We start from the raw sequence: 21,774 nt of genomic DNA, 5'->3' as shown, positions 1-21,774 counted from the left end.
GACCCCCGACCGCAAGGAGTCCGCCACTCCATGGACAGCAGCACGACGGCCGGCCTCTGGGACCGGCTCACCGGAATACAGACCGCGCCCGCCTTCTGGCTGGTGGTGGCGACGGGACTGGCCGCGCTCGCGGTCGTGACGCCCCGCCCGGTGTGGCTGGTGGCCCGGAACGCGATCACCATCGCGCACGAGGGCGGCCACGGGCTGATCGCCCTGCTGACCGGGCGCCGGCTCACCGGGATCCGGCTGCACTCCGACACCAGCGGGGTCACCCTCAGCTGGGGCAAGCCGACCGGGATCGGCATGGTCCTGATGCTCGCCGCCGGCTACACGGCGCCCGCGCTGCTGGGCCTGGGCGGGGCGGCCCTGCTGGCGGCGCACCGGATCACGCTGCTGCTGTGGGCGGCGACCGCCCTGCTGCTGGTGATGCTGGTGATGATCCGGAACGCGTACGGGCTGCTGACGGTGGTGCTGACCGGCGGGACGTTCCTGCTGGTGTCCTGGAAGGCGCCGGAGGCGGTGCAGGCGGCGTTCGCGTACGCGGTGGTGTGGTTCCTGCTGCTGGGATCGGTGCGGCCGGTGTTCGAGCTCCAGGCACAGCGCCGGGGCGGCGCGGCGCCGGAGTCCGACGCGGACCAGCTGGGCCGGCTCACGCACGTCCATCCCGTCGCCTGGCTGCTCCTGTTCCACACGGTCACCCTGTGCTGCCTCATCGGCGGGGGGCGCTGGCTGCTCGCCCTCTGAGACGGGGCCGCCATCCCGATCGGGGGCCGTGGGAAGCCACTAAAGTAAGGGCCATGACCGAGACCCCCGCGCTCCCCGACCTCTGGCCCGCTCCGTTCGCGGAGCAGGCCGTCCACGCCACCGTCACCGTGCCGGGGTCCAAATCGGTCACCAACCGCGCCCTCGTGCTGGCCGCCCTCGCCGCCGAGCCGGGCTGGGTGCGCCGCCCGCTGCGCTCGCGCGACTCCCAGCTGATGTCGGACGCCCTGCGGGCGCTCGGCGTCGGCATCGAGGAGACCGTCTCCTCCAGCTCCGCCGACGGCGACAGCGGCGAGGCCTGGCGGATCATCCCGGCGGCCCTGCACGGCCCCGCCACCGTCGACGTCGGCAACGCGGGCACGGTCATGCGCTTCCTGCCGCCCGTGGCCACCCTGGCCGACGGCGACATCCGCTTCGACGGCGACCCGCGCTCCTACGAGCGCCCCCTCGGCCAGGTCATCACCGCGCTGCGCGCCCTCGGTGCCCGGATCGACGACGACGGCCGGGGTGCGCTGCCCATGACCGTCCAGGGCGGCGGGGCCCTGGAGGGCGGCACGGTCGAGATCGACGCCTCCAACTCCTCCCAGTTCGTCTCGGCGCTGCTGCTGTCCGCGCCGCGCTTCAACCAGGGCGTCGAGGTCCGGCACGTGGGCGGCAAGCTGCCGTCGATGCCGCACATCCGGATGACCGTGGACATGCTGCGCGCGGCCGGTGCCCAGGTCGACACCCCGGAGGCCGGCGGCGAGAAGGACGTGTGGCGGGTGGCGCCCGGCGCGCTCCTCGGCCGCGACATGGTCGTCGAGCCGGACCTGTCCAACGCCCAGCCCTTCATGGCCGCGGCGCTGATCACGGGCGGCACGGTCACCGTCCCGGACTGGCCGCTGCGCACCACGCAGCCCGGTGACGCGCTGCGCGAGATCTTCACCGCGATGGGCGGCTCCTGCGAGCTGACCGAGGCGGGCCTGGTCTTCACCGGCACCGGCAAGATCCACGGCATCGACGTGGACCTGAGCGAGGTCGGCGAGCTGACCCCGGGCATCGCGGCCGTGGCCGCGCTCGCGGACTCGGAGTCGGTCCTGCGCGGGGTCGCGCACCTGCGGCTGCACGAGACGGACCGGCTGGCGGCGCTGACCGCCGAGATCAACGGTCTCGGCGGTGACGTCACCGAGACCGAGGACGGCCTGCGCATCCGCCCGCGCAAGCTGCACGGCGGCGTGTTCCACACGTACGACGACCACCGCATGGCCACGGCCGGCGCGGTGATCGGCCTGGCGGTGCCGGGTGTGGAGATCGAGAACGTGGCGACGACCGCGAAGACCCTGCCGGACTTCCCGAAGATGTGGACGGACATGCTCGCCGGACCCGCGGGAGCGGGAGCGTAGGGGCCCGGTCATGCGCAGGTACGGCAAGCACACCGACGAGGACGACATCCGCCAGCGCCCGAACCCCAAGGGCAACCGGGCCAGGACGAACATCCGGCCCAAGCACGAGGACGCCGCCGACGGCTTCGTCCTCACCGTGGACCGCGGCCGGCTGACCTGCCTGGTCGAGGACCGCAAGGTCATCGCCATGAAGGCCCGTGAGCTGGGCCGCAAGGCGGCGGTGGTCGGCGACCGGGTGTCGCTCGTCGGCGACCTGTCCGGCAAGAAGGACACCCTCGCGCGGATCGTGCGGATCCAGGAGCGCAAGTCCGTCCTGCGGCGCACCGCGGACGACGACGACCCGTACGAGCGGGTGGTCGTCGCCAACGCCGACCAGCTGGCCATCGTCACGGCGCTGGCCGACCCGGAGCCCCGGCCCCGGATGATCGACCGCTGTCTGGTGGCCGCGTACGACGCCGGACTGGAGCCCCTGCTGGTGCTCACCAAGTCCGACCTGACCTCCGCGGACAAGATCCTGGAGGTGTACTCGACGTTCGGGCTGGAGTACGTGGTCACCAACCGCGAGGAGCTGGCGACGGGCGATGCGGCCGAGCGGGTGCGCGAGCGCCTGGAGGGCCGGATCACCGCCTTCGTCGGCCACTCCGGCGTCGGCAAGACGACCCTCGTGAACTCGCTGGTCGCCGAGGGCCGCCAGCGGGCCACCGGCCACGTCAACGCCGTGACCGGCCGCGGCCGGCACACCACCACCTCGGCGCTCGCCCTGCCGCTGCCCTCCGGGGACGGCTGGGTCATCGACACCCCGGGCGTGCGCTCCTTCGGCCTGCACCACGTGGACCCGTCCCGGGTGGTCCTGGCCTTCCCGGAGCTGGTGCCGGGCACGGAGGAGTGCCCGCGCGCGTGCAGCCACGACGAGCCGGAATGCGCGCTGGACCGGTGGGTGGAGGAGGGCCACGCGGACCCCGCGCGGCTGTACTCGCTGCGGCGGCTGCTGCAGACCCGCGAGCGCCGCGAGGGCGACTGACCGCGGTCCGGCGCCGGGCCTTCCGGCCCCTGCTTGACCGTCCGGCGGGGTTTGCCACCGGCCATGTCTGGTGAATGCATAATCGCACCAAGTGACGCCGAGTCACCTGACGCGGGGAGGCATACGCCATGGCGTGGCTGCTGGTCGTGGTCGCCGGGATCCTGGAGACGGGCTTCGCGGTCTGCCTCAAGCTGTCCCACGGGTTCACCCGGCTGTGGCCGACGATCGCCTTCGCGTGCTTCGCCCTCGGCAGCTTCGGGCTGCTGACCCTCGCGCTGAAGAAGCTGGACGTGGGTCCGGCGTACGCGGTGTGGACGGGCATCGGGGCGGCCGGGACGGCGATCTACGGCATGGTCTTCCTGGGCGACCTGGTCTCCACCCTCAAACTCGTCTCGATCACCCTGGTGATCCTCGGGGTCATCGGCCTGCAGCTCTCCGGTTCGGCGCACTGAGCAGCCGCAGCAGTTCCACCGCCGCCGGCTCCTGGCCCGGCTCCCCCGGCGCGACCACGTAGGACAGCGCGAGCCGTACAGCGAGCTCGCAGCGGCGGGCCGGTTCCTGCGGCAGCGCGGCGGCGGCCCGGTCGCGTGCCGCGCGGGTCAACTCCCCCGGCCCGAGCGCCTGGCGTCCCCCGGCCGGGGGCGGCGAGGGCAGGCCCGGCCCCCAGGAGCCGGTCAGCAGGGCCCGTACGAGGACCCGTGCGCGGGCCCGCCCGTACGGTCCACTCGGCGACGGCGGCGAGCCGCTCGGCGGAACCGCGGGCGGCGGGGGCGGCCAGCGCCCGTTCCACCCCGTCGAGGTACCAGTCGGCTGCGCGGCGCACCAGGGCCCGGCCCAGGCCCGCCTTGCCGCCGAACTCGTTGTAGAGGGTCTGGCGCGACACCCCGGCGGCGGCCGCGACCTCGACCATCCGCACGGCCGGCCAGGGCCGGGCGGCCAGTGCGGCCTCGGCCGCTTGCAGCAGGGACTCACGGGCCGTCGGCATCGCCACCTCCCCGCTGGGTTCGCCGGCCGCACTTCTCCACCAGGGTTGACGGGTCGCCAGATCCCGTCAAGGGCGCGTCCCGGCCGCACTGTGGACTCCGCCCACCGGGCCCGGCAAGTCTCGGTACTGTTCGGTCATGTCCACATATGCCGATGACCTGCGCCTCGCCCTCGAACTCGCCGACGCGGCGGACGCCACCACGATGCAGCGCTTCCGCGCCCTCGACCTCCAGGTGGAGACGAAGCCGGACATGACGCCGGTGACCGAGGCCGACAAGGCCGCCGAGGAGGTCGTCCGGGCCGGGATCCAGGCCGCGCGCCCCGACGATGCGATCCTCGGCGAGGAGTACGGGCTCAAGGGCGGCGGGCCGCGCCGATGGGTCGTGGACCCGATCGACGGCACGAAGAACTACGTGCGCGGGGTACCGGTCTGGGCGACGCTGATCTCCCTCATGGAGGAGGGCGCGGACGGCGTCTTCCGGCCGGTCGTCGGCGTGGTGTCGGCCCCGGCGCTGGGCCGCCGCTGGTGGGCCTCCGAGGGCGGTGGCGCCTTCGCGGGCGGCGCGCTCGGCGATCCGGCCGGGCCGGTCTCGGTGTCGAAGGTGGCCTCCCTGGGCGACGCCTCGTTCGCCTACTCCTCGCTGGGCGGCTGGGAGGAGCAGGGCCGGCTCGCGGGCTTCCTGGACCTGACGCGCGCGTGCTGGCGTACGCGGGCGTACGGCGATTTCTGGCCGTACATGATGGTCGCGGAGGGCTCGCTGGACCTGTGCGCCGAGCCGGAGCTGAACCTGTGGGACATGGCCGCCGTCGCAGTCGTGGTCCAGGAGGCGGGCGGCCGGTTCACCAGCCTGGACGGGGTGGACGGCGTGCACGGCGGCAACGCGGTGGCCTCGAACGGCCTGCTGCACGACGAGATGCTGGGCTTCCTGCGCCCCTCCTCCTGATCCCGACGCGCGGGGGCGTGCGCGTTGCGCGCCCCCTTGATGACACTGCGTGTCCGTGGGACTGTGATACTCCCCCGCTTGTGCGCTTGTGAAGCGGTTCTCGAAGGCGGGGCACACCCAGGAGGTGGTTCCCTTCATGCTCGTCCGCGACGCCATGAGCACCGTGATCCTCACCCTCGGACCCGCGCACTCCCTCCGTCAGGCGGCCTGCCTGATGTCCGGCCGCCGCGTCGGCGCGGCCGTCGTCCTCGACCCCGACCACAGCGGCATCGGCATCCTGACCGAGCGCGACATCCTGAACTCGATCGGCGCCGGCCACGACCCCGACCGGGAGTCCGTGGGCGCGCACACCACGAACAACGTCGTCTTCTGCACCCCCGAGGCGACCGTGCAGGAGGCCGCCGAGGCCATGGTCCACGGCGGGTTCCGGCACTTGATCGTGCTGGAGGACGGCGGCCCGGTCGGCATCGTCTCCGTCCGCGACGTGATCCGCTGCTGGGTGCCGGCCCGCCGGGCCGTGCCCGCGTAGGAAGCCGTCGGGCCGGACCCCTCACGGGATCCGGCCCTTCGGCTCTCGGCGGGGGCGTCAGCCGCGGAGGGCCTGGACCGCGGCTTCGAGCCGCTTGCCGAAGTCGGCGTCCGCGCGGCGGAAGTTGTCGACGGCGCGCTCGACGATGTCGTCACGGGAGACCTTGGCGATGAAGCCGGACAGGTTCTCGATCAGACGGGACTTCTCGTCCTCCGAGAAGAGGCGGTAGAGGTTGCCCGCCTGGACGAAGTCGTCGTCCTCGGAGTGCGAGGGCGTGGCGTGGTTGCCGGTGCCGCCGGTGACGGGGGTGGACTCCCACAGCGGGCGGCCGGTCTGGGCGGGGCCCCCGAAGCTGTTGGGCTCGTAGTTCTTGGAACCCTTGTGGCGGCCGTCGTACAGGTGGCCGTCGCGGGAGTTCGTGCGCGCCTCGGTGGCGTGGGGGCGGTTCACCGGGAGGTGGTCGGCGTTGATGCCGACGCGGTAGCGGTGGGCGTCGCCGTACGCGAAGAGGCGGCCCTGGAGCATCTTGTCCGGGGACGGACCGATGCCGGGAACGAAGTGCGCCGGGGAGAAGATGGACTGCTCGACCTCGGCGAAGACGTTCTGCGGGTTGCGGTTGAGCTCCAGCTTGCCGATCTCGATCGGCGGGTAGTCCTCGTGCGGCCACACCTTGGTGAGGTCGAACGGGTTGAAGCGGTAGTGCGCCGCCTCGGCCGCGGGCATGATCTGGACCTGCACGGTCCAGGTCGGGAAGTCGCCGCGCTCGATGGACTCGCGCAGGTCGCGCTGGTGGGAGTCCGGGTCCTCGCCGGCGAGCCGGTTGGCCTCGGCCTGGGTGAGGTTCTTGATGCCCTGGTCGGTCTTGAAGTGGTACTTGACCCAGAAGACCTCGCCGGCCTCGTTGTTCCACTGGAACGTGTGCGAGCCGTAGCCGTTCATGTGGCGGTAGGACGCCGGTATGCCGCGGTCGCCGAACAGCCAGGTCACCTGGTGGGTGGACTCGGGCGACAGGCCCCAGAAGTCCCAGACGTTGTCCGCCTCCTGCGAGCCCGTGTACGGGTCGCGCTTCTGGGTGTGGATGAAGTCGGGGAACTTGATGGCGTCCCGGATGAAGAAGACCGGGGTGTTGTTGCCGACGAGGTCGTAGTTGCCCTCTTCGGTGTAGAACTTCAGCGCCCAGCCGCGCGGGTCACGGCGCGCGTCGGCGCCGCCGAGGCTGTCCGCCACGGTGGAGAAGCGCAGGAACGTTTCGGTCTGCTTGCCGACCTCGGAGAGGAACTTGGCGCGCGTGTACCGGGTGACGTCCGCCGTCACGGTGAAGGTGCCGTAGGCGCCGGCGCCGCGGGCGTGCACCACGCGCTCCGGGATGCGCTCGCGGTTGAAGTGCGCGAGCTTCTCCAGCAGGAGCTGGTCCTGGACCAGGACCGGACCACCGACACCGGCCGTCTCGCTGTTCTGGTTGTCGGCAACCGGAGCCCCGGCCTCCGTGGTGAGCGGTCCCTGTGTCACGTGCGCCTCCTGCGTCATTCACGCCTGCCCTGTCCTCGGCGTTGCTGTAATCGATCCTACGATGGACTTTGTCTAAGTCAAGCAATGGTCCAAGTCCACACCGGTTCGGGATCTGAACGGATTCCCCACTGTTAGGCTGGCGTGTATGAGTGACCTGCTGGAACGACTCCGCGGACGCGGCTGGCGCATGACCGCCCAGCGCCGCGTCGTGGCCGAGGTGCTCGACGGTGACCACGTTCACCTGACGGCAGACGAGGTGCACGCACGCGCCGTGACCAAACTGCCCGAGATCTCCCGGGCGACGGTCTACAACACCCTGGGCGAACTCGTGTCGATCGGCGAGGTCCTCGAAGTCTCGACGGACCGGCGGGCCAAGCGGTACGACCCGAACGCCCACCGCCCCCACCACCACCTGGTCTGCGCCCAGTGCGGCGCCATCCGGGACGTCCACCCGGCCGGCGACCCGCTGGCCGACCTGCCCGACGGCGAGCGCTTCGGCTTCGTGGTCTCGGCGGTCGAGGTGACGTACCGCGGGGTGTGCCCGAACTGCGCGGGCGCCTGACGCGTCACGGCGGAAGGCCGGGAGCCCTGGGCTCCCGGCCTTCCGCGTCTTCCGCGTCTTCGTCCGGGTGTTCCCGGGTCGTTCCCGCGCTTCGCGTTCAGGAACGACCCGGAAAACGACTCGAGGCCCGGATCCATGGGATCCGGGCCTCGGGCCTTCAGTAGCGGGGACAGGATTTGAACCTGCGACCTCTGGGTTATGAGCCCAGCGAGCTACCGAGCTGCTCCACCCCGCGTCGGTAAACACGACTCTACGGGAGCCCACCCGGCAGATGCAAATCAGTTGTCGGGGACCCCGGCAGGCGGCCGTTACGCCGACAGCTCCTCCGCCAGGGCGTCGCGCAGCCGGGCGGCGCGCTCGGCCACCTCGGCCGGACCCAGCTCCATGGCCCGGACGCACCACTTCTGCCCCTCGGCGAGGTCCCCGTGCCGGGCCGCGAGCAGCCCGAGCCGGAGCGCGGCCCGGCCGTGCCCGGCCACCGCCGCGCGGGTCCACCACAGGGCCGCCTCGGGCTCGTTGCCCTCGCGGGCCAGCAGCAGCCCGAGGTTGAAGGCGCCGTTGCGCGAGCCGGCCTCGGCCGCCTCCCGGTACCACCGGGCGGCCACCGTGAGGTCGCCCCGGGCGGCGGCGAGCATGCCGACCCGCACCTGGGCCCGGCGGTGGCCCTGCTCGGCAGCGCGGGCGTACCACTCCTCGCTCTCGGTGCGGGCGGCGCCGCCGACGGGCTCGCCGAGGGCCACCGGCTCCGGCGGCGGGGCCAGCGACTCCAGCAGGGCGGCCAGCCGGAACGCCGCCTCCGCGCTGCCGCCGCCCGCCGCGCAGCGCAGGTGCCGCTCGGCGGCCCGCTCCTCGCCGTCGCGCACGAGGGCGATCCCGACCTGGAGCGCCGCGTCGGTGTGCCCGGCCGCGGCGGCCCGCTCGTACCACTTCAGGGCGGAGCGGTCCTCGTCGCGGCTGGCGAAGAGGATCCCGAGGTTGAAGGCGGCGTCGACGCTGCCGGCCTCCGCGGCCTTGGAGAACCACGGCTCGGCGCCGGCCGCGTCCCCGGCCTGGAGCAGCATGATCGCCAGCGCGTTGGCGGCCTCGCGGTGGCCCGCGTACGCGGCGCGGCGGTACCACTGCTCGGCCTGCGCGGTCCGCTCCTGGGCGGCGCAGAGCAGGGCGAGGTTGTAGGCGCCGTTGTGGTCGCCGGCGTCCATGGCGACCCGGTACCACTTCTCGGCCGTCTGGGTCTCGCCGCGGGCGGCGTGCAGCGCGCCGAGGGCGTTCGCAGCGTTGCCGTCGCCGTCCTGGGCGGCGCGGTGCCACCAGGCGGCCGCACTGTCCTCGTCGCCCGCGTCGCGCAGCAGGAAGCCGAGGGCGCAGGCGGCCCGGGCCTCCCCCTGCTTGGCGGAGCTCAGGTACCAGCGGCCGGCTTCCTTCAGCTCGCCGCGCGCCTCCAGCAGGGCGCCCAGGTGCAGGCCGGCGCGGCGGTGCCCGCGCGCGGCGGCCTGGCGGTACCACTGCTCGGCCTCGGCCGGGTCGCCCTTGCGCAGGTGGCGGGCGAGCCGGTACGCGGCCTCGCGGTGCCCCTGCTCGGCGGCGGCCCGGAACCAGCGCTCGATGCCCTTGTCCCCGCGGTGTTCCAGCAGGTCGGCCAGGCCGTACGCGCCCAGGGCGTGCCCGGACTCGGCCGCCTGGCGCAGCCAGTACTCGGCGGCGGGCTCGTCCCCGCGCTCGCGGTAGTGGCGGCCGAGGGCGTGTGCGGCGGGGGCGGATCCGGCGACGGCGGCGACCCGCCACCAGCCGGCGGCCTCGTCGGGGTAGCCGCGCTGGAGGAGCAGGACCCCGAGGTTGTTGGCGGCGGCACGGTCGCCGGCGGCGGTGGCGCCGCGGAGGTAGGGTTCGGCCCCGGCCAGGTCGCCGCGGCGCAGCAGCAGCGCGCCGAGCACGCTCATGGCGCCGGGGTCGCCCTTGTCGGCGGCCACGCGGTGGCGGGCCTCCAGCTCGGCGTCGGTGGCGCCCTCGGCGTCCCCGAAGGCTTCTGCCGCGCTGTGCTTGTCCAAGAAATCCGCATCGGTCAGTGCGGTCTGCGCGTTAACAGTCGGAGCGGCCTCGCCCGTTCCCGCGCCCGACTCGGCCTCCGCCCTCACAAACCGCCCTGTCTCCAGCAGAGTTGACCTGTCCCCCATAAATCCCATCGTCGCATCACCTGCTACCCGCGTACACCTGGTATGTCGCAGCCAGTGAGGTCACTACAGCGTTTTGTCGACATGCCCACAGAGAGACAAGTCAAACACGCTCGCCCCCCAACTCACCCGTCCCAGTGACCCCGTGTCTCCCAACGGCACCTTTTCGGTGCTCCGGACATGACGAAGGCCCGGATCCCATTGGATCCGGGCCTTCGTCTTCAGTAGCGGGGACAGGATTTGAACCTGCGACCTCTGGGTTATGAGCCCAGCGAGCTACCGAGCTGCTCCACCCCGCGTCGGTGAAACCACAGTATCACGACGCGGGACGGAACCATTACGCGGTTTCCGCGCCGCCTAGCCGCCCGGCTTGGGCGCCGTCAGCTTCGCCTCCGCGTCGATCGCCCGCTTCAGCGCCGCCTGGAGGTCGTTCTGCGCCTTGCCGTACGCGGCCCAGTCACCCGCCTTCATCGCCTTGTCGGCCTCCTCGACGGCCTTCTGGGCGTCGGCGAGGGCCGCCTTGACCGTCGGGTCCTGCGCGGTCGGCGGCGTGTTCGGGTTCGTCGGCGTGGTCGGGTTCGTCGGCGTGGCCGGCGGCACCGGCGTGGTCGGGGCCTCGGCTCCGAAGACCACGTTCAGCGCCTTCTCCAGGGTGTCCTCGAAGGCCGTCTGGCCGCCGTAGGTCACCAGCACCTTGCGCAGCAGCGGGTACTTCAGACCGGAGCTGCGCACGTACACCGGCTCCACGTAGAGCATTCCGCCGTCCATCGGGACCGCGAGCAGGTTGCCGTACTCGATCTCCGAGTCGCCGCCGCGCAGCAGCCGGATCGACTCGGCGATCTTCGGCTCCGACTGGAACTTGCTCTGGACCTGGCCGGGGCCGTCCGGCGGCTTGCTCGTCGGCATCTTCAGGATTCGGATCTTGCCGTAGTCCGGGGTCCCGGGATCGGCGTTCACCGCCATGAAGGCGCTCAGGTTGGGCCGCTCGTTCGGCGTGAAGGTCGTCGTGAGCGAGAAGACCTGGTCCTTCTCCGGCTGGCCCGGCATCTTCATCGACAGGTAGTACGGCGGGACCGCCGTGCCGGCCTTGGTCGTCGGGTCGTCCGGGACGGCCCAGGCCTCACTGCCGCTGAGGAAGGTCTGCGGGTCCGTGACGTGGTACCGGGTCAGCAGCTCGCGCTGGACCTTGAAGAGGTCCTGCGGGTAGCGCATGTGGTCCATGAGCGGCTTGGAGATCTCGCTCTTGGGCTTCACCGTGCCCGGGAACGCCTTCATCCAGGTCTTCAGGACCGGGTCCTTGGTGTCCCACTGGTACAGGTCGACCGTGCCGTCGTACGCGTCGACGGTGGCCTTCACCGAGTTGCGGATGTAGTTGACCTGGTTCTCCTGGGCGACCACCGCGCGCTGGCTGTTGGTCAGCGAGTCCGCGGTGCTCTGGCCCAGCGTGGTGCGCGAGGCGTACGGGTAGCCGTTGGTCGTCGTGTAGGCGTCGACGATCCACTTGATCCGGCCGTCGACGACGGCCGGGTACGGGGCGCCGTCGATGGTCAGCCAGGGCGCGACGGCCTCGACGCGGTCCTTGGGCGTGCGGTTGTACAGGATCCGCGAGCCGTCGCCGATGGCGCCGGAGTAGAGGATCTGCGGCTCGCTGAAGGCGAGCGCGTACGCGGCGCGGTTGACCGGGTTGTCCAGGTTGACCCCGGAGTCGCCCTTGTAGCTGGTCTCCTTCTCGCCCTTGTCGTCCGAGTAGTCGAGCTCCTTCTGCGGACCGCCGACGATCGAGTACTGCTTCGTCTGCTCGCCGTAGTAGATGCGCTGCTCGAAGTCCGTGCCGAACATGCCCTTGGAGGGCAGGTCGGACTGCGTGAAGTCGGGGGCGCCGTCCTTGACGGTGGTGCCCTTGGCCGCGACCACGCCGTAGCCGTGGGTGTACTTGAAGTGGTCGTTGATCCAGTTGTTCTTCGGGATGCCGCCGATGTTCAGCTCGCGCAGCCCGATGACCGTGTCCTGGCCGGCGTACCGGTCGACCGCCAGCGTGGACGGGAAGCCGTAGTAGCCCTTGACCTGCTGGAGCTGCTGGAAGGCCGGCGAGACGATGTTCGGGTCGAGCAGGCGCAGGCTGGCCGTGGTGTCGGCCACCGACCGCAGCTTGGTGCGGTCCTCGGTCTGCGGGACGCCCGGGTAGTCCTTCACGTCGGCCCCTTCGATGCCGTAGGCGTCGCGGGTGGCCTTGATGTTCTTCTCGACGTACGGCGATTCCTTGGCCTGCTCGTTCGGCTGGACCTGGAACTTCTGGACGATCGCCGGGTACAGCCCGCCGATCAGGATCGCCGAGAGGACCATCAGGCCGAAGCCGATGACCGGCAGCTGCCAGGTGCGCCGCCACAGGGTGGCGAAGAACAGCACCGCGCAGATCGCCGCGATGGCCACGAGGATCGTCTTCGCCGGCAGGTAGGCGTTGGCGTCGACGTAGCGCAGGCCGGTCCAGTTGTCGGCGGCCTTGAAGTCGCTGGACTTCACGGCGAGGCCGTAGCGGTCGAGCCAGTACGCGACGGCCTTGAAGGTGACGAACAGGCCGAGCAGCACCGACAGGTGCCCGGTCGCCGCGGCGGTGGCCCGGGCACCCGGGCTGGTCACGCGCAGGCCGCCGTACAGGTAGTGCACGACGACGGCGGCGATCACGGAGAGCACGACGGCCGCGAAGCCGAAGCCGAGGAGGAAGCGGTACCAGGGCAGGTCGAAGGTGTAGAACGACACGTCCAGGTGGAACTGGGGATCCTTCTTCCCGAAGGGCACCCCGTTCACGTACATCAGCCAGGTCTTCCACTGGCCCGCCGCCGAGGCCCCCGCGATCAGACCGACGATCGCCGCGATGGCCAGGAGCAGCCACTTCTTGTACGGGGCGACGCTCATCCGGTAGCGGTCGAGGCTCTGCTGCTCCATCGACATCGCGCTGAGCGGCGGCCGCAGCCGGTACGCCAGCCAGATGTTCAGCCCGACCGCACCGGCCATCAGCAGGCCGAAGACGGCGAAGAGGCCGATCTTGGTCCACAGGGTGGTGGTGAAGACGGAGGAGTACTTGACGGAGCGGAACCAGAGCCAGTCCGTCCAGAACCCGGCGAACATGATGAACGCCATGGCCAGGACGGCAAGGACGCCCAATGTCGTCAGAAGAGTCCGGGCGCGCCGGGAGGGGCGGCCGACTCTCATCCGTGGCCCGGAGGGGCCTCCGCCGCGGTCCGGCATCTGGAAAGCCAAGGTGCGCACCTCGAAAGTCGCTGTGTCTGGTCCTGGGCCCACGATCGTAGGGCCCACCCATGCAACTTACTGAGGCTTTAGTCAGTTCCCGGTATCGGGGGGAAAGGAGGCAGGATGTTGTCCATGTCCAACCTTTCGCCCTCCCCCGGCACCCCCATGGCGGCCACTCCGCTGACCCGCGCCGTCCTCGAGATCGACGAGTACGCCTCCACCCTCGGCTGGGACAAGCCGGCCCGCCTCTTCGCCCTGGTCGACACGGCGCGCCTGCGCCGTCAGGAGCCCCGGCTCGCCGGGCAGCTCGGTCTGGACCAGGACGACGCCGGCAAGAGCCAGCTCACCCCGATCGAGCAGGACGAGGTGCCGGCCGGGACCCCGCTGGACAAGTTCCTGGGCACCATCGCCTGGCCGGATGCGGTCGTCGGCTGCGCCCTGACGGTGGAGCGGCTGATGTTGCCGCCGTCCGCGGAGGCTTCCGTACCGGCCGGGCTGAACGACAAGCAGCTGACCAAGTGGGTCGCCGCCCACCCCGAGCGGCAGGAGGTGCGCCTCACGGTGGGCGTCCTGCGCGACGGCTCGCGCGAGTCGGCCGTGCGGCTGCGGGAGAAGGACTCCTCCAGCGAGGTGCTGACCGGCGCGAGCCTGGTGCCGGGGCTGGCCGACGCGCTGGCGGCGACCTTCGCCTAGGGGGCTCGGTCAGGACGCGGTGCACTTCGGCAGTCCGGCCGTGTCCCCCTTGCCGATCTTCTCCAGTGCCTTGGTGGCGTCCCCGATGGTGGAGACCTTCACCAGGGTCAGGCCCTCGGGGGTGTGCCGGGCCGCCGAGGCGCAGTTCTCGGCCGGGGTCAGGAAGTACTCGGCCCCGGCCTTCCGGGCGCCGATGGTCTTCATCTGGATGCCGCCGATGGGGCCGACCTTGCCCTCGTCGTCGATGGTGCCGGTGCCCGCGATGAACCTGCCGCCCGTGAGGTTCTCGGGGGTGAGCTTGTCGACGATGCCGAGGGCGAACATCAGGCCGGCGCTCGGGCCGCCGACGTCGGCGAGCTTGATGTCGATCGGGAACGGGAAGGTGTGGTCGGTCCCGGCCCGGATGCCGACGATGGCGTGGCCGTCGCCCTCGGCCTTGCCGGCGGTGATGGTGACCTTGGTACTGCCGGTGGGCTCGCGGTTCGCCTTCTCGGCCTCGGCCGCCTCGGCGGCGGGCACGATGGTGAACTCGACGGGCTCGCCGGGCTTGTGCTTCGTCACCAGCTTGGCGACGTCCCCGGGGACGGTGACGGGGGTGCCGTCGACCGCCTTGACCACGTCCCCGGCGTGCAGCCGGCCCTCCGAGGGGCTGCCCTTGACGACGGTGGAGACGACGACGCGGGCGGCGACCGGGATGCCGAGCTGCTTGAGGGCGGCCACCTTGGCGCTCTCCTGCGACTGGCTGAACTCCTCGGCGTTCTCCTGCGTCGACTCCTTGTCCGTCTTGCCGTTCGGGTAGAGGTTCTCGTGCGGCACGACGATGTTGTCGCCGGCCGCCCAGCCGTAGACCGCTTCCAGCAGGTTCATGTCGTAGTCGGCGCCGGTGACGCGGACCGTGGTCATGTTGAGGTGCCCGCTGGTGGGGTACGTCTGGTGCCCCGAGATGCTCAGCACCGGCTCACCGCGCGAGTCGCCCAGCGTGTTCACGGTCGGGCCCGGGCTCATCTCGGAGTACGGGACCTTGATGAAGACGCCCGCGCAGAGCAGCGCGAACAGCACGAGGAAGGAAGCGAGCATCGTCGCGGTGCGGCGTGGCATGGATCGACAGTACGGGACGGCCCGACCGGGCGGCCCGTGGGGCCGGTCCGTACGGGGCCCGCGGGCGGAACTCTCAGCGGATTCTCAGCCGGGGCCTGGTCGGAGCCCGTCGGGCACGTTTCCGAAGGGGCCTGCGGGGGGACGGGGAGGGTACTTCCGGGACGCGTCAGACGGCGTCGGAACCGGAGTGCGCCTTTTCGTTCGTCCTCGCCCGGTCCATGGCCTCGCGGAACCTGGCGTAACCGGCCAGTTCGGATATGTCGCCCTGGGTGCGGTCGCGGGCCGCCCAGCTGCCCCATATCGCCGCACCGATCGCGGCGAACAGCGGAATCAGCAGCCACACCAGTGATGCCATGAACGTGCCTCCCTGCCCCGAAAGTGCGTGTCGTTGGTGGCTTCAACGCTCGTGCCCGGAGGGGGGTTACGCAAATCGAGGGCGTGTTGCGCGGCCGAACGGGGGTGAGGCTACCGCCCGCCCGTGAGGACCCCGCGCCCGGCCCCCGCCCACCTGCCCCGCCGGACTCCGTCCGGCGGCCGGACCCGGCGCACGCCACGGGTTCAGCAGGCGCCGACCCATTCCTCCGTGCCGTCGGAGAAGGTCTGGTGCTTCCAGATCGGGACCTCGTGCTTGAGGTCGTCGATCAGCATCCGGCAGGCCTCGAAGGCCTCGCCGCGGTGCGGGCAGGAGACGGCGACGACCACGGCCAGGTCACCCACGGCGAGGTCGCCGACGCGGTGTACGGCGGCCAGCGCGCGGACCGGGTACTTCGCCACGACGCGGTCCGCGACGCGGCGCATCTCGGCCTCCGCCGTCGGGTGGCAGGAGTAGCCGAGCGAGTCGACGTCCGCTCCGCCGTCGTGGTTGCGCACCGTCCCGACGAAGAGGGTGGTGCCTCCGGTGGCGTCGTCGCCGACGGCCTGGAAGACCTCGTCGATGGAGAGCGGGGTCTCACGGATCTCGAGCAGCCGGATGGGGTCCTGCGCGGCCTGCTCGCCGGGGTGGTCGAAGTGCGGTGCCATGTTCCCCATCGTGCCCTAGCCGCCGACCCGGTGGAATAGCCGTTTCGCCCGGGGCGCGGCGCGCCGGTTGGGAGCCTCCTACAGGAGACCGGCCCCGCCCCGGACCGGGCCGGTCCGGGGCCGTGTCCCGCAGGTCAGAGCCCGCGGCGGCGCCGGGCGCGGCGTACGGCGGCGGCGGCGCCGAGCAGGGCGACCGTCGCACCGGCGGCGCCGGCGGCCGTGGCGGCGTCCTTGCGGCCGAGGCGGCGTCCGGCGACGGTGTGCCGGCCCGCGACCTCCTGGAGCAGCTCGGCCAGCACCTCCTCGTTGGTCCAGCGGGGCCGCCAGCCGGCCGCGTGCAGCCCGCTGACGCTGACCACCCACGGGTGCATGGTGTACGCCAGGTCCCCGGCCGGGGACGGGGTCAGGCCGATCCGGTGGAGCCGGGCCGCGGCGCCGAGCGCGACGGCGGAGGGCAGCTCCATGCGGCGGATCCCGCTGAGCTCCTCGACCTCCTCCTGCTCCAGCCAGCCCTCGCAGCCGACGGCGAGCTCGCCCTCGGCCTTCTCCAGGGCGGCGTACTCCAGGGCGCTGACCAGGTCCTCGACGTGGCAGAACTGCCAGGTGGGCCGGGATCCGGCGACGACGAGCAGGCGCGGGGACTCGAAGTACCGGGTGAGGGCGGTGTCCGTGCCGCCGACCAGGACCGCGGGGCGGACGACGGTCACGTTCAGGCCGGGGTGGGCGCGGGGGGCGCGGCGGCCCAGGCGCTCGATCTCCAGCAGGTCGCCGACGCCGGTGGCCTCGGCGGTGGCGCGCAGCTCGGAGTCCTCGGAGAGCGGGATGTCGTTGTCCGGCAGGGCCCCGTAGACCATCGCCGAGGTGCACAGCACGACCCGGTGCACGCCGGCCGCGGCGGCGGCGGTCAGCACGGTCTGGGTGCCGCGCACGTTGTAGGCGGTGCGGGCCGCCGGGTCCGTCTCCAGGTCGAGGTCCAGCGCGAGGTGGACGACGACGTCGGCGCCGCGCAGCTTCTCGGCGATGGCGGGGTCCCGGACGTCCAGGACGTGCCACTGGGCGGCGGCGCAGTCCCCGCGCCGCTCGTCGATGGCCACGACCTGCTTGACCTCGTCGGATTCGACGAGGCGGCTCACCAGGGCGGCGCCGACCCCTGACGCGGCGCCGGTCACCGCGATCACGGGGCTCGGCCGGCGCGGACCGGCCTGGTTTCGCGGCTGGCGAACGCCGGGGGCGCTGTCGTCGTGCTCAGGGCGGTTTTCGGCGTCGTGCGGCGCGCGAGCCTGCGGATCTGGGGAACTCACCGGGCGTCTCCAGCGGTTGTCTTCAGTGGGGACGCGCTGTGACGCGTACCCACCAGGTGATGTCCATCCTGCCGCAGCCCAGGACCCGGCGGAGCACCGAGCCCGGAAGCGGGAGTGGTGTCTAGGCTGGGTGGTGTTGTCGGACCATCGCCCGTCGGCATCCGCCGGCGGCCCTACGAGCCGAGGAAACCCGTGAGCGACACCCCATTCGGATTCGGCCTTCCGCCGGAGGAGCCGGAGGACGGCGACAAAGGCAAGAAGGGCGGCCAGGGAGGTCCGGGCAATCCGTTCGGGTTCGGCCCGGGCGGCCTTCCCGGTGGCTTCCCCGGCGGTGCGGAGAATCCGTTCGCCGCGATGTTCGGCTCGATGAACCCGAACGACCTCGGTGCGGCCTTCCAGCAGCTCGGCCAGATGCTGAGCTACGAGGGCGGTCCCGTGAACTGGGACATGGCCAAGGACATCGCCCGCCAGACCGTCGCGCAGGGCACCGCGGACGGGGTCAAGGACGCGAGCGTCGGCATCGCGGAGAAGTCCGCGGTCGAGGAGGCCGTGCGCCTGGCCGACCTGTGGCTCGACGGCGTGACCTCCCTGCCGTCGGGTGCCAACGCGGCCGTCGCGTGGAGCCGCGCCGAGTGGGTCGAGGCGACCCTCCCGGTGTGGAAGGAGCTGGTGGACCCGGTCGCCGAGCGCGTCGGCGCGGCCATGGGCAGCGTCCTGCCCGAGGAGATGCAGGCCATGGCGGGCCCGCTGCTCGGGATGATGCGCTCCATGGGCGGGGCCATGTTCGGCCAGCAGATCGGCCAGGCCGTGGGCACGCTGGCGGGCGAGGTCGTCGGCTCGACGGACATCGGGCTGCCGCTGGGCCCGGCCGGGCGGGCGGCGCTGCTGCCGCTGAACATCGAGGCCTTCGGCAAGGACCTGAGCGTCCCCTCGGACGAGGTGCGGCTGTACCTGGCGCTGCGCGAGGCGGCGCACGCCCGCCTGTTCGCGCACGTGCCGTGGCTGCGCTCGCACCTGTTCGGTGCGGTCGAGGGCTACGCGCGGGGCATCAAGGTGGACACGTCGAAGCTGGAGGACGTGGTCGGCCAGCTCGACCCGTCGAACCCGGAGCAGCTCCAGGAGGCGCTGCAGGGCGGTATGTTCCAGCCGCAGGACACCCCGGAGCAGAAGGCCGCCCTGGCCCGCCTGGAGACGGCGCTCGCGCTGGTCGAGGGCTGGGTGGACGCGGTCGTGCACGAGGCGGCGAAGCCCCGTCTGACCTCGGCGGACGCGATGCGCGAGACCATGCGCCGGCGGCGGGCCTCGGGCGGTCCGGCGGAGCAGACCTTCGCGACGCTGATCGGGCTGGAGCTGCGTCCGCGGCGGCTGCGGGACGCCTCGCGGCTGTGGGCCTCGCTCACCGACGCGCGCGGCGTGGACGGCCGCGACGGGCTGTGGGAGCACCCGGACATGCTGCCGACGGCTTCCGACCTGGACGACCCGGACGGGTTCGTGCACCGCGAGCAGCTGGACTTCTCGGAGATCGACAAGATGCTCGGCGAGGCCGCCCAGCGGCGTGACGAAGAGGGCGACGACAAGAAGTGAGCCTGTACGACGACGCGGTCCGGGTCCTGAAGGAGTACGAGGGCCCGGACGCCCAGCAGGAAGAGCTGCGCGGGGTCTACCTGGACCACCTGGCCGCCCACCCGGAGGGGATGTACAAGCCCTGCACGGCCGGGCACGTCACGGGCAGCGCGCTGGTGATCGACCCGGTCGGCGGGCGGGTGCTGCTGACCCTGCACAAGAAGCTCGGCATGTGGCTCCAGATGGGCGGCCACTGCGAGGCCGGTGACGCCACCCTCGCCGGGGCGGCGATGCGCGAGGCCGTGGAGGAGTCGGGCATCGGCTCGGGGCTGACGCTGGTGGCGGGCGGGCCGGTGCGCCTGGACCGGCATCCGATCCCCGCGCCGTGCAACTGGCACCTGGACGTGCAGTACGCGGTGCTGGCCCCGGCCGGTGTGGAGGCGGAGATCAGCGACGAGTCGCTGGACCTTCGCTGGTTCCCGTACGCGGAGGTGGCGGCGGTCGCCGACACCTCGGTGGTGCGGCTGCTGGAGGCCACCCGGGCGCGGCTGGGGCGCGTGAGGTGCGGGGAAGGGGCGGGCCCGTCCGGGTCCCCCCTTCCCCGTGTTCCGGGCCGTTTCCGGGCCGGCGCCGGGCCTTTCCGAGCCGGTCAGTTCCAGGCGTTGTTCTGGTTCTGAGCGTGCGCGCCGTGCTGGCCCATGCCGTACTGGGCGGCGACGCCCTGGCCGAGCTGGGCGTTCTGCGGGGGCAGCACCTCGCTGGGCTGCACCAGGGCGAAGCCGGTGCCGAGGAAGCTGAGCTCCCAGCCCTCGCCGGTGTTGCCGCGGCGCCGCCACACGCCCGTGGAGTGCGTCTGGGCCTGCATCTGCACGCGCAGCGAGGTGGACCAGGCGACGATGGCGTCGGCGTCGGCGTTGACGTACTTGTCGGGGGTGACCTGCATCATCAGCGGCTGGCCGGAGGTCATGAGGGCGACCTTGCCGCGGCCGGAGATGTTGAGCTGGTACTTGCCGGAACCGGAGATCCCGTACTGGCTGTCGACGGCGATGACCTCGGTGTGCAGGGTGGAGTCCATGGCGAGGACGTAGCCGCTGTCGACGGTGAGGCCGTCGTGGTCCACGTCGACGACGTGGACGTACTGGGCGAGGTTGGCGAAGTAGACGGTGCCCTGGCCGGAGCAGCGCATCAGGTCGAGGCCCTCGCCGGTGCGGCGGCGGGCGCCCCGCTGGTTGCTGCTCTGGTACTCGCCGTCGAAGTCGACGATGCCCTGGTAGGCGACCATCGAGCCCTTGCGGGCCAGGATGTCGTCGGAGCCGGACAGGGTGACCCTCAGGAGCTGGGGGTTCTGGATGGCGTAACGGTCCTGGGACTGCTGCTCGGCGTGGCCGAAAAGTGAGCTCTGCATGATGTGTCCGCTCCCCCTCAGCCCCGGGTCCGGAGCCGGTCGGTGCTGTCCTCGCTGGGCTGTACGACGACGATGCCCTGGCCGGAGAAGGCCATCTGGTAGGCCTCCCCGCTGCCCCGGCCGATCATCGACGAGGCCTTGAAGCTGCGCTTCCCCTTGACCTTGAGGTTCGGGGACCAGGCGACGAGCGCGTCCGGGTCGACGTACGTCTCGTCGTCGCCGCGGCCGCAGTCGACCACGATCGGGGTGCCGCGGGAGGTGATGGCGACCCAGCCGGTGCCGGCGACCTGGACGTTGAACAGGCCCTGGCCGGCGAACTTGGCCATGCCCTTGACCCGCTCGACGCCCCACTGGAGGTGGGCGTCGAAGGCGAGGAGGTTGGTGCCGTTGACGGAGAGGGCGTCGTTGTCGAGGTTGATGCAGACGACGTCCGCGCCGTAGTCGGCGAGGTAGAGCAGGCCGTCGCCGGTGCACTTCATCAGGGGCGCTCCCTCGCCGGTCAGCCACTGGGAGGCCATCTGGCGGACGGCGGGCGGGTTGGGCTCGTACTGGACGAAGCCCTCGTAGGCGACCATCGAGCCGGTGCGGGCGAAGAGGTCCTGGCCGCTCTGCATGGCGACCTTGAGCATGGCGCGGCCGTGGTTCTCCATGCGGGCCGTGACGGGGGTCGGGGCGTAGCCCGCGAGCTGCTGGTTCATGGCGTTCATGGCGTTCATGTGGGGCTCCCTCAGACCTCGTACGGCTGGACGACGATGAAGTTGCCGGGGGCGCCGCGGAACTGGAGGTTCACGGTCTCCCCGCTGTGGCCCGGGTAGGCGTTGCGGCGCAGCCGGACCTGGCTGGAAATGATCACCTGTGAGGCGGCCGACCAGGCGACGATGGCGTTGCTGTCGGCGAAGGTGGTGGGGGTGACCGGCAGGACGACGGGCAGGCCGTGCGTCTTGACGATGACCGTGCCGGAGCCCTGGAACAGCATCGTGAACAGGGCGCCGCCGGGGATGCCGTGGCCCTCGATGCGCCGGACCTCGTGCTGGAGGGACTCGTCGAAGGCGAGGACGCTCTCGGCGGAGACGCAGATGCCGTCGCCCTGGAGCTCGATGGCGTGCAGGTGGGCGCCGTTCTCGGCGAGGAAGACCTGGCCGCGGCCGGTGCAGCGCATCAGCTGCATCTCCTGGCCGGTGGCGTTGCCGACGATGCGGCCGGCGAAGCCCGCGCCCTTGTAGCTGAAGTCGACCTTGCCCTGGTAGAGGACCATGCTGCCCTGGCGGGCGAGGACGGCCTGGCCGCCCATCGACAGGTCGACCCGCATGAGCTGCTGGTTCTGCGGGGTCCAGCGGGCGCCGGTGGGGGCCTCCTTGTACGGCTGGAGGGCGAGGGCCAGGCCGGCCCCGGGCGCGGCGGCCTGCGGGGCCTGGCCGTAGGGGGCCGGGGGCTGCTGGCCGTACGGGGGCTGCTGGCCGTAGGGCGCCTGCGGGGCGGGCGGCTGGCCGGGGACCTGGCCGTACGGGGCCTGCGGCTGCTGGCCGTAGGGCGCGGGGGCCGGGGCCGGCGGCGGGACCTGGCCGCCGTAGGACTGCTGCGGCT

Annotated in this window: 19 protein-coding genes, 2 tRNA genes and 2 pseudogenes; 10 read left to right on the top strand and 13 right to left on the bottom strand. The window is 72.1% G+C overall.

What is annotated here, in order from left to right; translation table 11 throughout:
- The first annotated feature begins 30 nt into the window (after nucleotides 1-30).
- The 4 genes from SSNG_RS23690 to SSNG_RS23675 all read left to right on the top strand — a co-directional run bounded on the left by SSNG_RS23690 (nucleotide 31) and on the right by SSNG_RS23675 (nucleotide 3,617).
- Nucleotides 31-744 (top strand): M50 family metallopeptidase, encoded by a 714-nt coding sequence (locus SSNG_RS23690; RefSeq protein WP_007266435.1) that lies wholly within the window; start codon nucleotides 31-33, stop codon nucleotides 742-744.
- A 53-nt stretch (nucleotides 745-797) separates the two neighbouring features.
- On the top strand, nucleotides 798-2,144 hold the full coding sequence (gene aroA / locus SSNG_RS23685; protein WP_007266434.1) for a 3-phosphoshikimate 1-carboxyvinyltransferase: 1,347 nt from the start codon (nucleotides 798-800) through the stop codon (nucleotides 2,142-2,144).
- Nucleotides 2,145-2,154: 10 nt separating this feature from the next.
- A complete protein-coding gene (gene rsgA, locus SSNG_RS23680; RefSeq protein WP_007266433.1) occupies nucleotides 2,155-3,165 on the top strand; it encodes a ribosome small subunit-dependent GTPase A in 1,011 nt (336 codons plus the stop codon).
- A 128-nt stretch (nucleotides 3,166-3,293) separates the two neighbouring features.
- On the top strand, nucleotides 3,294-3,617 hold the full coding sequence (locus tag SSNG_RS23675; protein WP_007266432.1) for a multidrug efflux SMR transporter: 324 nt from the start codon (nucleotides 3,294-3,296) through the stop codon (nucleotides 3,615-3,617).
- Here the strand turns inward: SSNG_RS23675 and SSNG_RS40170 are convergent.
- Nucleotides 3,583-4,150 (bottom strand): annotated as a pseudogene (locus SSNG_RS40170) (TetR/AcrR family transcriptional regulator). The gene SSNG_RS23675 and the pseudogene SSNG_RS40170 sit on opposite strands and share 35 nt — an antisense overlap.
- Before the next feature lie 136 nt (nucleotides 4,151-4,286).
- Between SSNG_RS40170 and hisN the strand changes: the two are divergent.
- Both hisN and SSNG_RS23665 read left to right on the top strand, forming a co-directional pair.
- On the top strand, nucleotides 4,287-5,093 hold the full coding sequence (hisN, locus tag SSNG_RS23670) for a histidinol-phosphatase (RefSeq protein ID WP_007266430.1): 807 nt from the start codon (nucleotides 4,287-4,289) through the stop codon (nucleotides 5,091-5,093).
- A 136-nt stretch (nucleotides 5,094-5,229) separates the two neighbouring features.
- The gene (locus SSNG_RS23665) at nucleotides 5,230-5,622 is read left to right on the top strand and encodes a CBS domain-containing protein (protein WP_007266429.1); all 393 of its coding nucleotides are present in this window, start codon (nucleotides 5,230-5,232) and stop codon (nucleotides 5,620-5,622) included.
- Between the two features lie 57 nt (nucleotides 5,623-5,679).
- Here the strand turns inward: SSNG_RS23665 and SSNG_RS23660 are convergent, their stop codons facing one another.
- Complete coding sequence (locus SSNG_RS23660; RefSeq protein WP_007266428.1) at nucleotides 5,680-7,149, bottom strand: catalase; 1,470 nt, start codon at nucleotides 7,147-7,149, stop codon at nucleotides 5,680-5,682.
- A gap of 127 nt (nucleotides 7,150-7,276) precedes the next feature.
- Here SSNG_RS23660 and SSNG_RS23655 point away from each other — a divergent pair, with 127 nt between their 5' ends.
- On the top strand, nucleotides 7,277-7,693 hold the full coding sequence (locus SSNG_RS23655; protein WP_007266427.1) for a Fur family transcriptional regulator: 417 nt from the start codon (nucleotides 7,277-7,279) through the stop codon (nucleotides 7,691-7,693).
- Nucleotides 7,694-7,854: 161 nt separating this feature from the next.
- Here the strand turns inward: SSNG_RS23655 and SSNG_RS23650 are convergent.
- The 4 genes from SSNG_RS23650 to SSNG_RS23635 all read right to left on the bottom strand — a co-directional run bounded on the left by SSNG_RS23650 (nucleotide 7,855) and on the right by SSNG_RS23635 (nucleotide 13,107).
- A tRNA-Met gene (locus SSNG_RS23650) sits at nucleotides 7,855-7,928 on the bottom strand.
- A 73-nt stretch (nucleotides 7,929-8,001) separates the two neighbouring features.
- A complete protein-coding gene (locus SSNG_RS23645; protein WP_128637114.1) occupies nucleotides 8,002-9,873 on the bottom strand; it encodes a tetratricopeptide repeat protein in 1,872 nt (623 codons plus the stop codon).
- 213 nt (nucleotides 9,874-10,086) lie between these two features.
- Nucleotides 10,087-10,160 (bottom strand) — tRNA-Met (locus tag SSNG_RS23640).
- 58 nt (nucleotides 10,161-10,218) lie between these two features.
- On the bottom strand, nucleotides 10,219-13,107 hold the full coding sequence (locus SSNG_RS23635) for a UPF0182 family protein (RefSeq protein WP_241695259.1): 2,889 nt from the start codon (nucleotides 13,105-13,107) through the stop codon (nucleotides 10,219-10,221).
- Between the two features lie 135 nt (nucleotides 13,108-13,242).
- Between SSNG_RS23635 and SSNG_RS23630 the strand changes: the two genes are divergently transcribed.
- The gene (locus SSNG_RS23630) at nucleotides 13,243-13,803 is read left to right on the top strand and encodes a PPA1309 family protein (protein ID WP_042801734.1); all 561 of its coding nucleotides are present in this window, start codon (nucleotides 13,243-13,245) and stop codon (nucleotides 13,801-13,803) included.
- Between the two features lie 9 nt (nucleotides 13,804-13,812).
- Here the strand turns inward: SSNG_RS23630 and SSNG_RS23625 are convergent, their stop codons facing one another.
- The 4 genes from SSNG_RS23625 to SSNG_RS23610 form a co-directional block, all read right to left on the bottom strand.
- Complete coding sequence (locus SSNG_RS23625; RefSeq protein ID WP_007266422.1) at nucleotides 13,813-14,901, bottom strand: PDZ domain-containing protein; 1,089 nt, start codon at nucleotides 14,899-14,901, stop codon at nucleotides 13,813-13,815.
- Nucleotides 14,902-15,067: 166 nt separating this feature from the next.
- Nucleotides 15,068-15,256, bottom strand: coding sequence for a hypothetical protein (locus tag SSNG_RS23620; RefSeq protein ID WP_007266421.1), 189 nt, complete (start codon nucleotides 15,254-15,256; stop codon nucleotides 15,068-15,070).
- A 203-nt stretch (nucleotides 15,257-15,459) separates the two neighbouring features.
- The gene (locus tag SSNG_RS23615) at nucleotides 15,460-15,921 is read right to left on the bottom strand and encodes a molybdenum cofactor biosynthesis protein MoaE (protein ID WP_042801733.1); all 462 of its coding nucleotides are present in this window, start codon (nucleotides 15,919-15,921) and stop codon (nucleotides 15,460-15,462) included.
- A 134-nt stretch (nucleotides 15,922-16,055) separates the two neighbouring features.
- Nucleotides 16,056-17,222 carry an SDR family oxidoreductase gene (locus tag SSNG_RS23610; protein ID WP_007266419.1) on the bottom strand — a complete coding sequence of 389 codons (1,167 nt, stop codon included), beginning with the start codon at nucleotides 17,220-17,222 and terminating at the stop codon, nucleotides 16,056-16,058.
- Nucleotides 17,223-17,414: 192 nt separating this feature from the next.
- Here SSNG_RS23610 and SSNG_RS23605 point away from each other — a divergent pair, with 192 nt between their 5' ends.
- Together SSNG_RS23605 and SSNG_RS23600 are read left to right on the top strand one after the other, a co-directional pair.
- Nucleotides 17,415-18,806 carry a zinc-dependent metalloprotease gene (locus tag SSNG_RS23605; RefSeq protein ID WP_042801731.1) on the top strand — a complete coding sequence of 464 codons (1,392 nt, stop codon included), beginning with the start codon at nucleotides 17,415-17,417 and terminating at the stop codon, nucleotides 18,804-18,806.
- Nucleotides 18,803-19,336, top strand: a pseudogene (locus SSNG_RS23600) (NUDIX hydrolase); the annotation flags it as partial. The gene SSNG_RS23605 and the pseudogene SSNG_RS23600, both read left to right, overlap by 4 nt.
- 98 nt (nucleotides 19,337-19,434) lie before the next feature.
- Here SSNG_RS23600 and SSNG_RS23595 read toward each other — a convergent pair.
- The 3 genes from SSNG_RS23595 to SSNG_RS44045 form a co-directional block, all read right to left on the bottom strand.
- Nucleotides 19,435-20,190 carry an AIM24 family protein gene (locus SSNG_RS23595; RefSeq protein ID WP_007266416.1) on the bottom strand — a complete coding sequence of 252 codons (756 nt, stop codon included), beginning with the start codon at nucleotides 20,188-20,190 and terminating at the stop codon, nucleotides 19,435-19,437.
- 17 nt (nucleotides 20,191-20,207) lie between these two features.
- The gene (locus tag SSNG_RS23590) at nucleotides 20,208-20,888 is read right to left on the bottom strand and encodes an AIM24 family protein (protein WP_007266415.1); all 681 of its coding nucleotides are present in this window, start codon (nucleotides 20,886-20,888) and stop codon (nucleotides 20,208-20,210) included.
- A 29-nt stretch (nucleotides 20,889-20,917) separates the two neighbouring features.
- Nucleotides 20,918-21,774, bottom strand: an 857-nt coding sequence (locus tag SSNG_RS44045) for an AIM24 family protein (RefSeq protein WP_241695105.1), incomplete at its 5' end; no start/stop codon positions are given.

Origin of the sequence: Streptomyces sp. C, assembly GCF_000158895.1 — a bacterium.
GTDB lineage: Bacteria > Actinomycetota > Actinomycetes > Streptomycetales > Streptomycetaceae > Streptomyces > Streptomyces racemochromogenes.
Note: the sequence above shows the minus strand (reverse complement) of the source record. Positions and strands in the feature narration are given on the sequence as shown.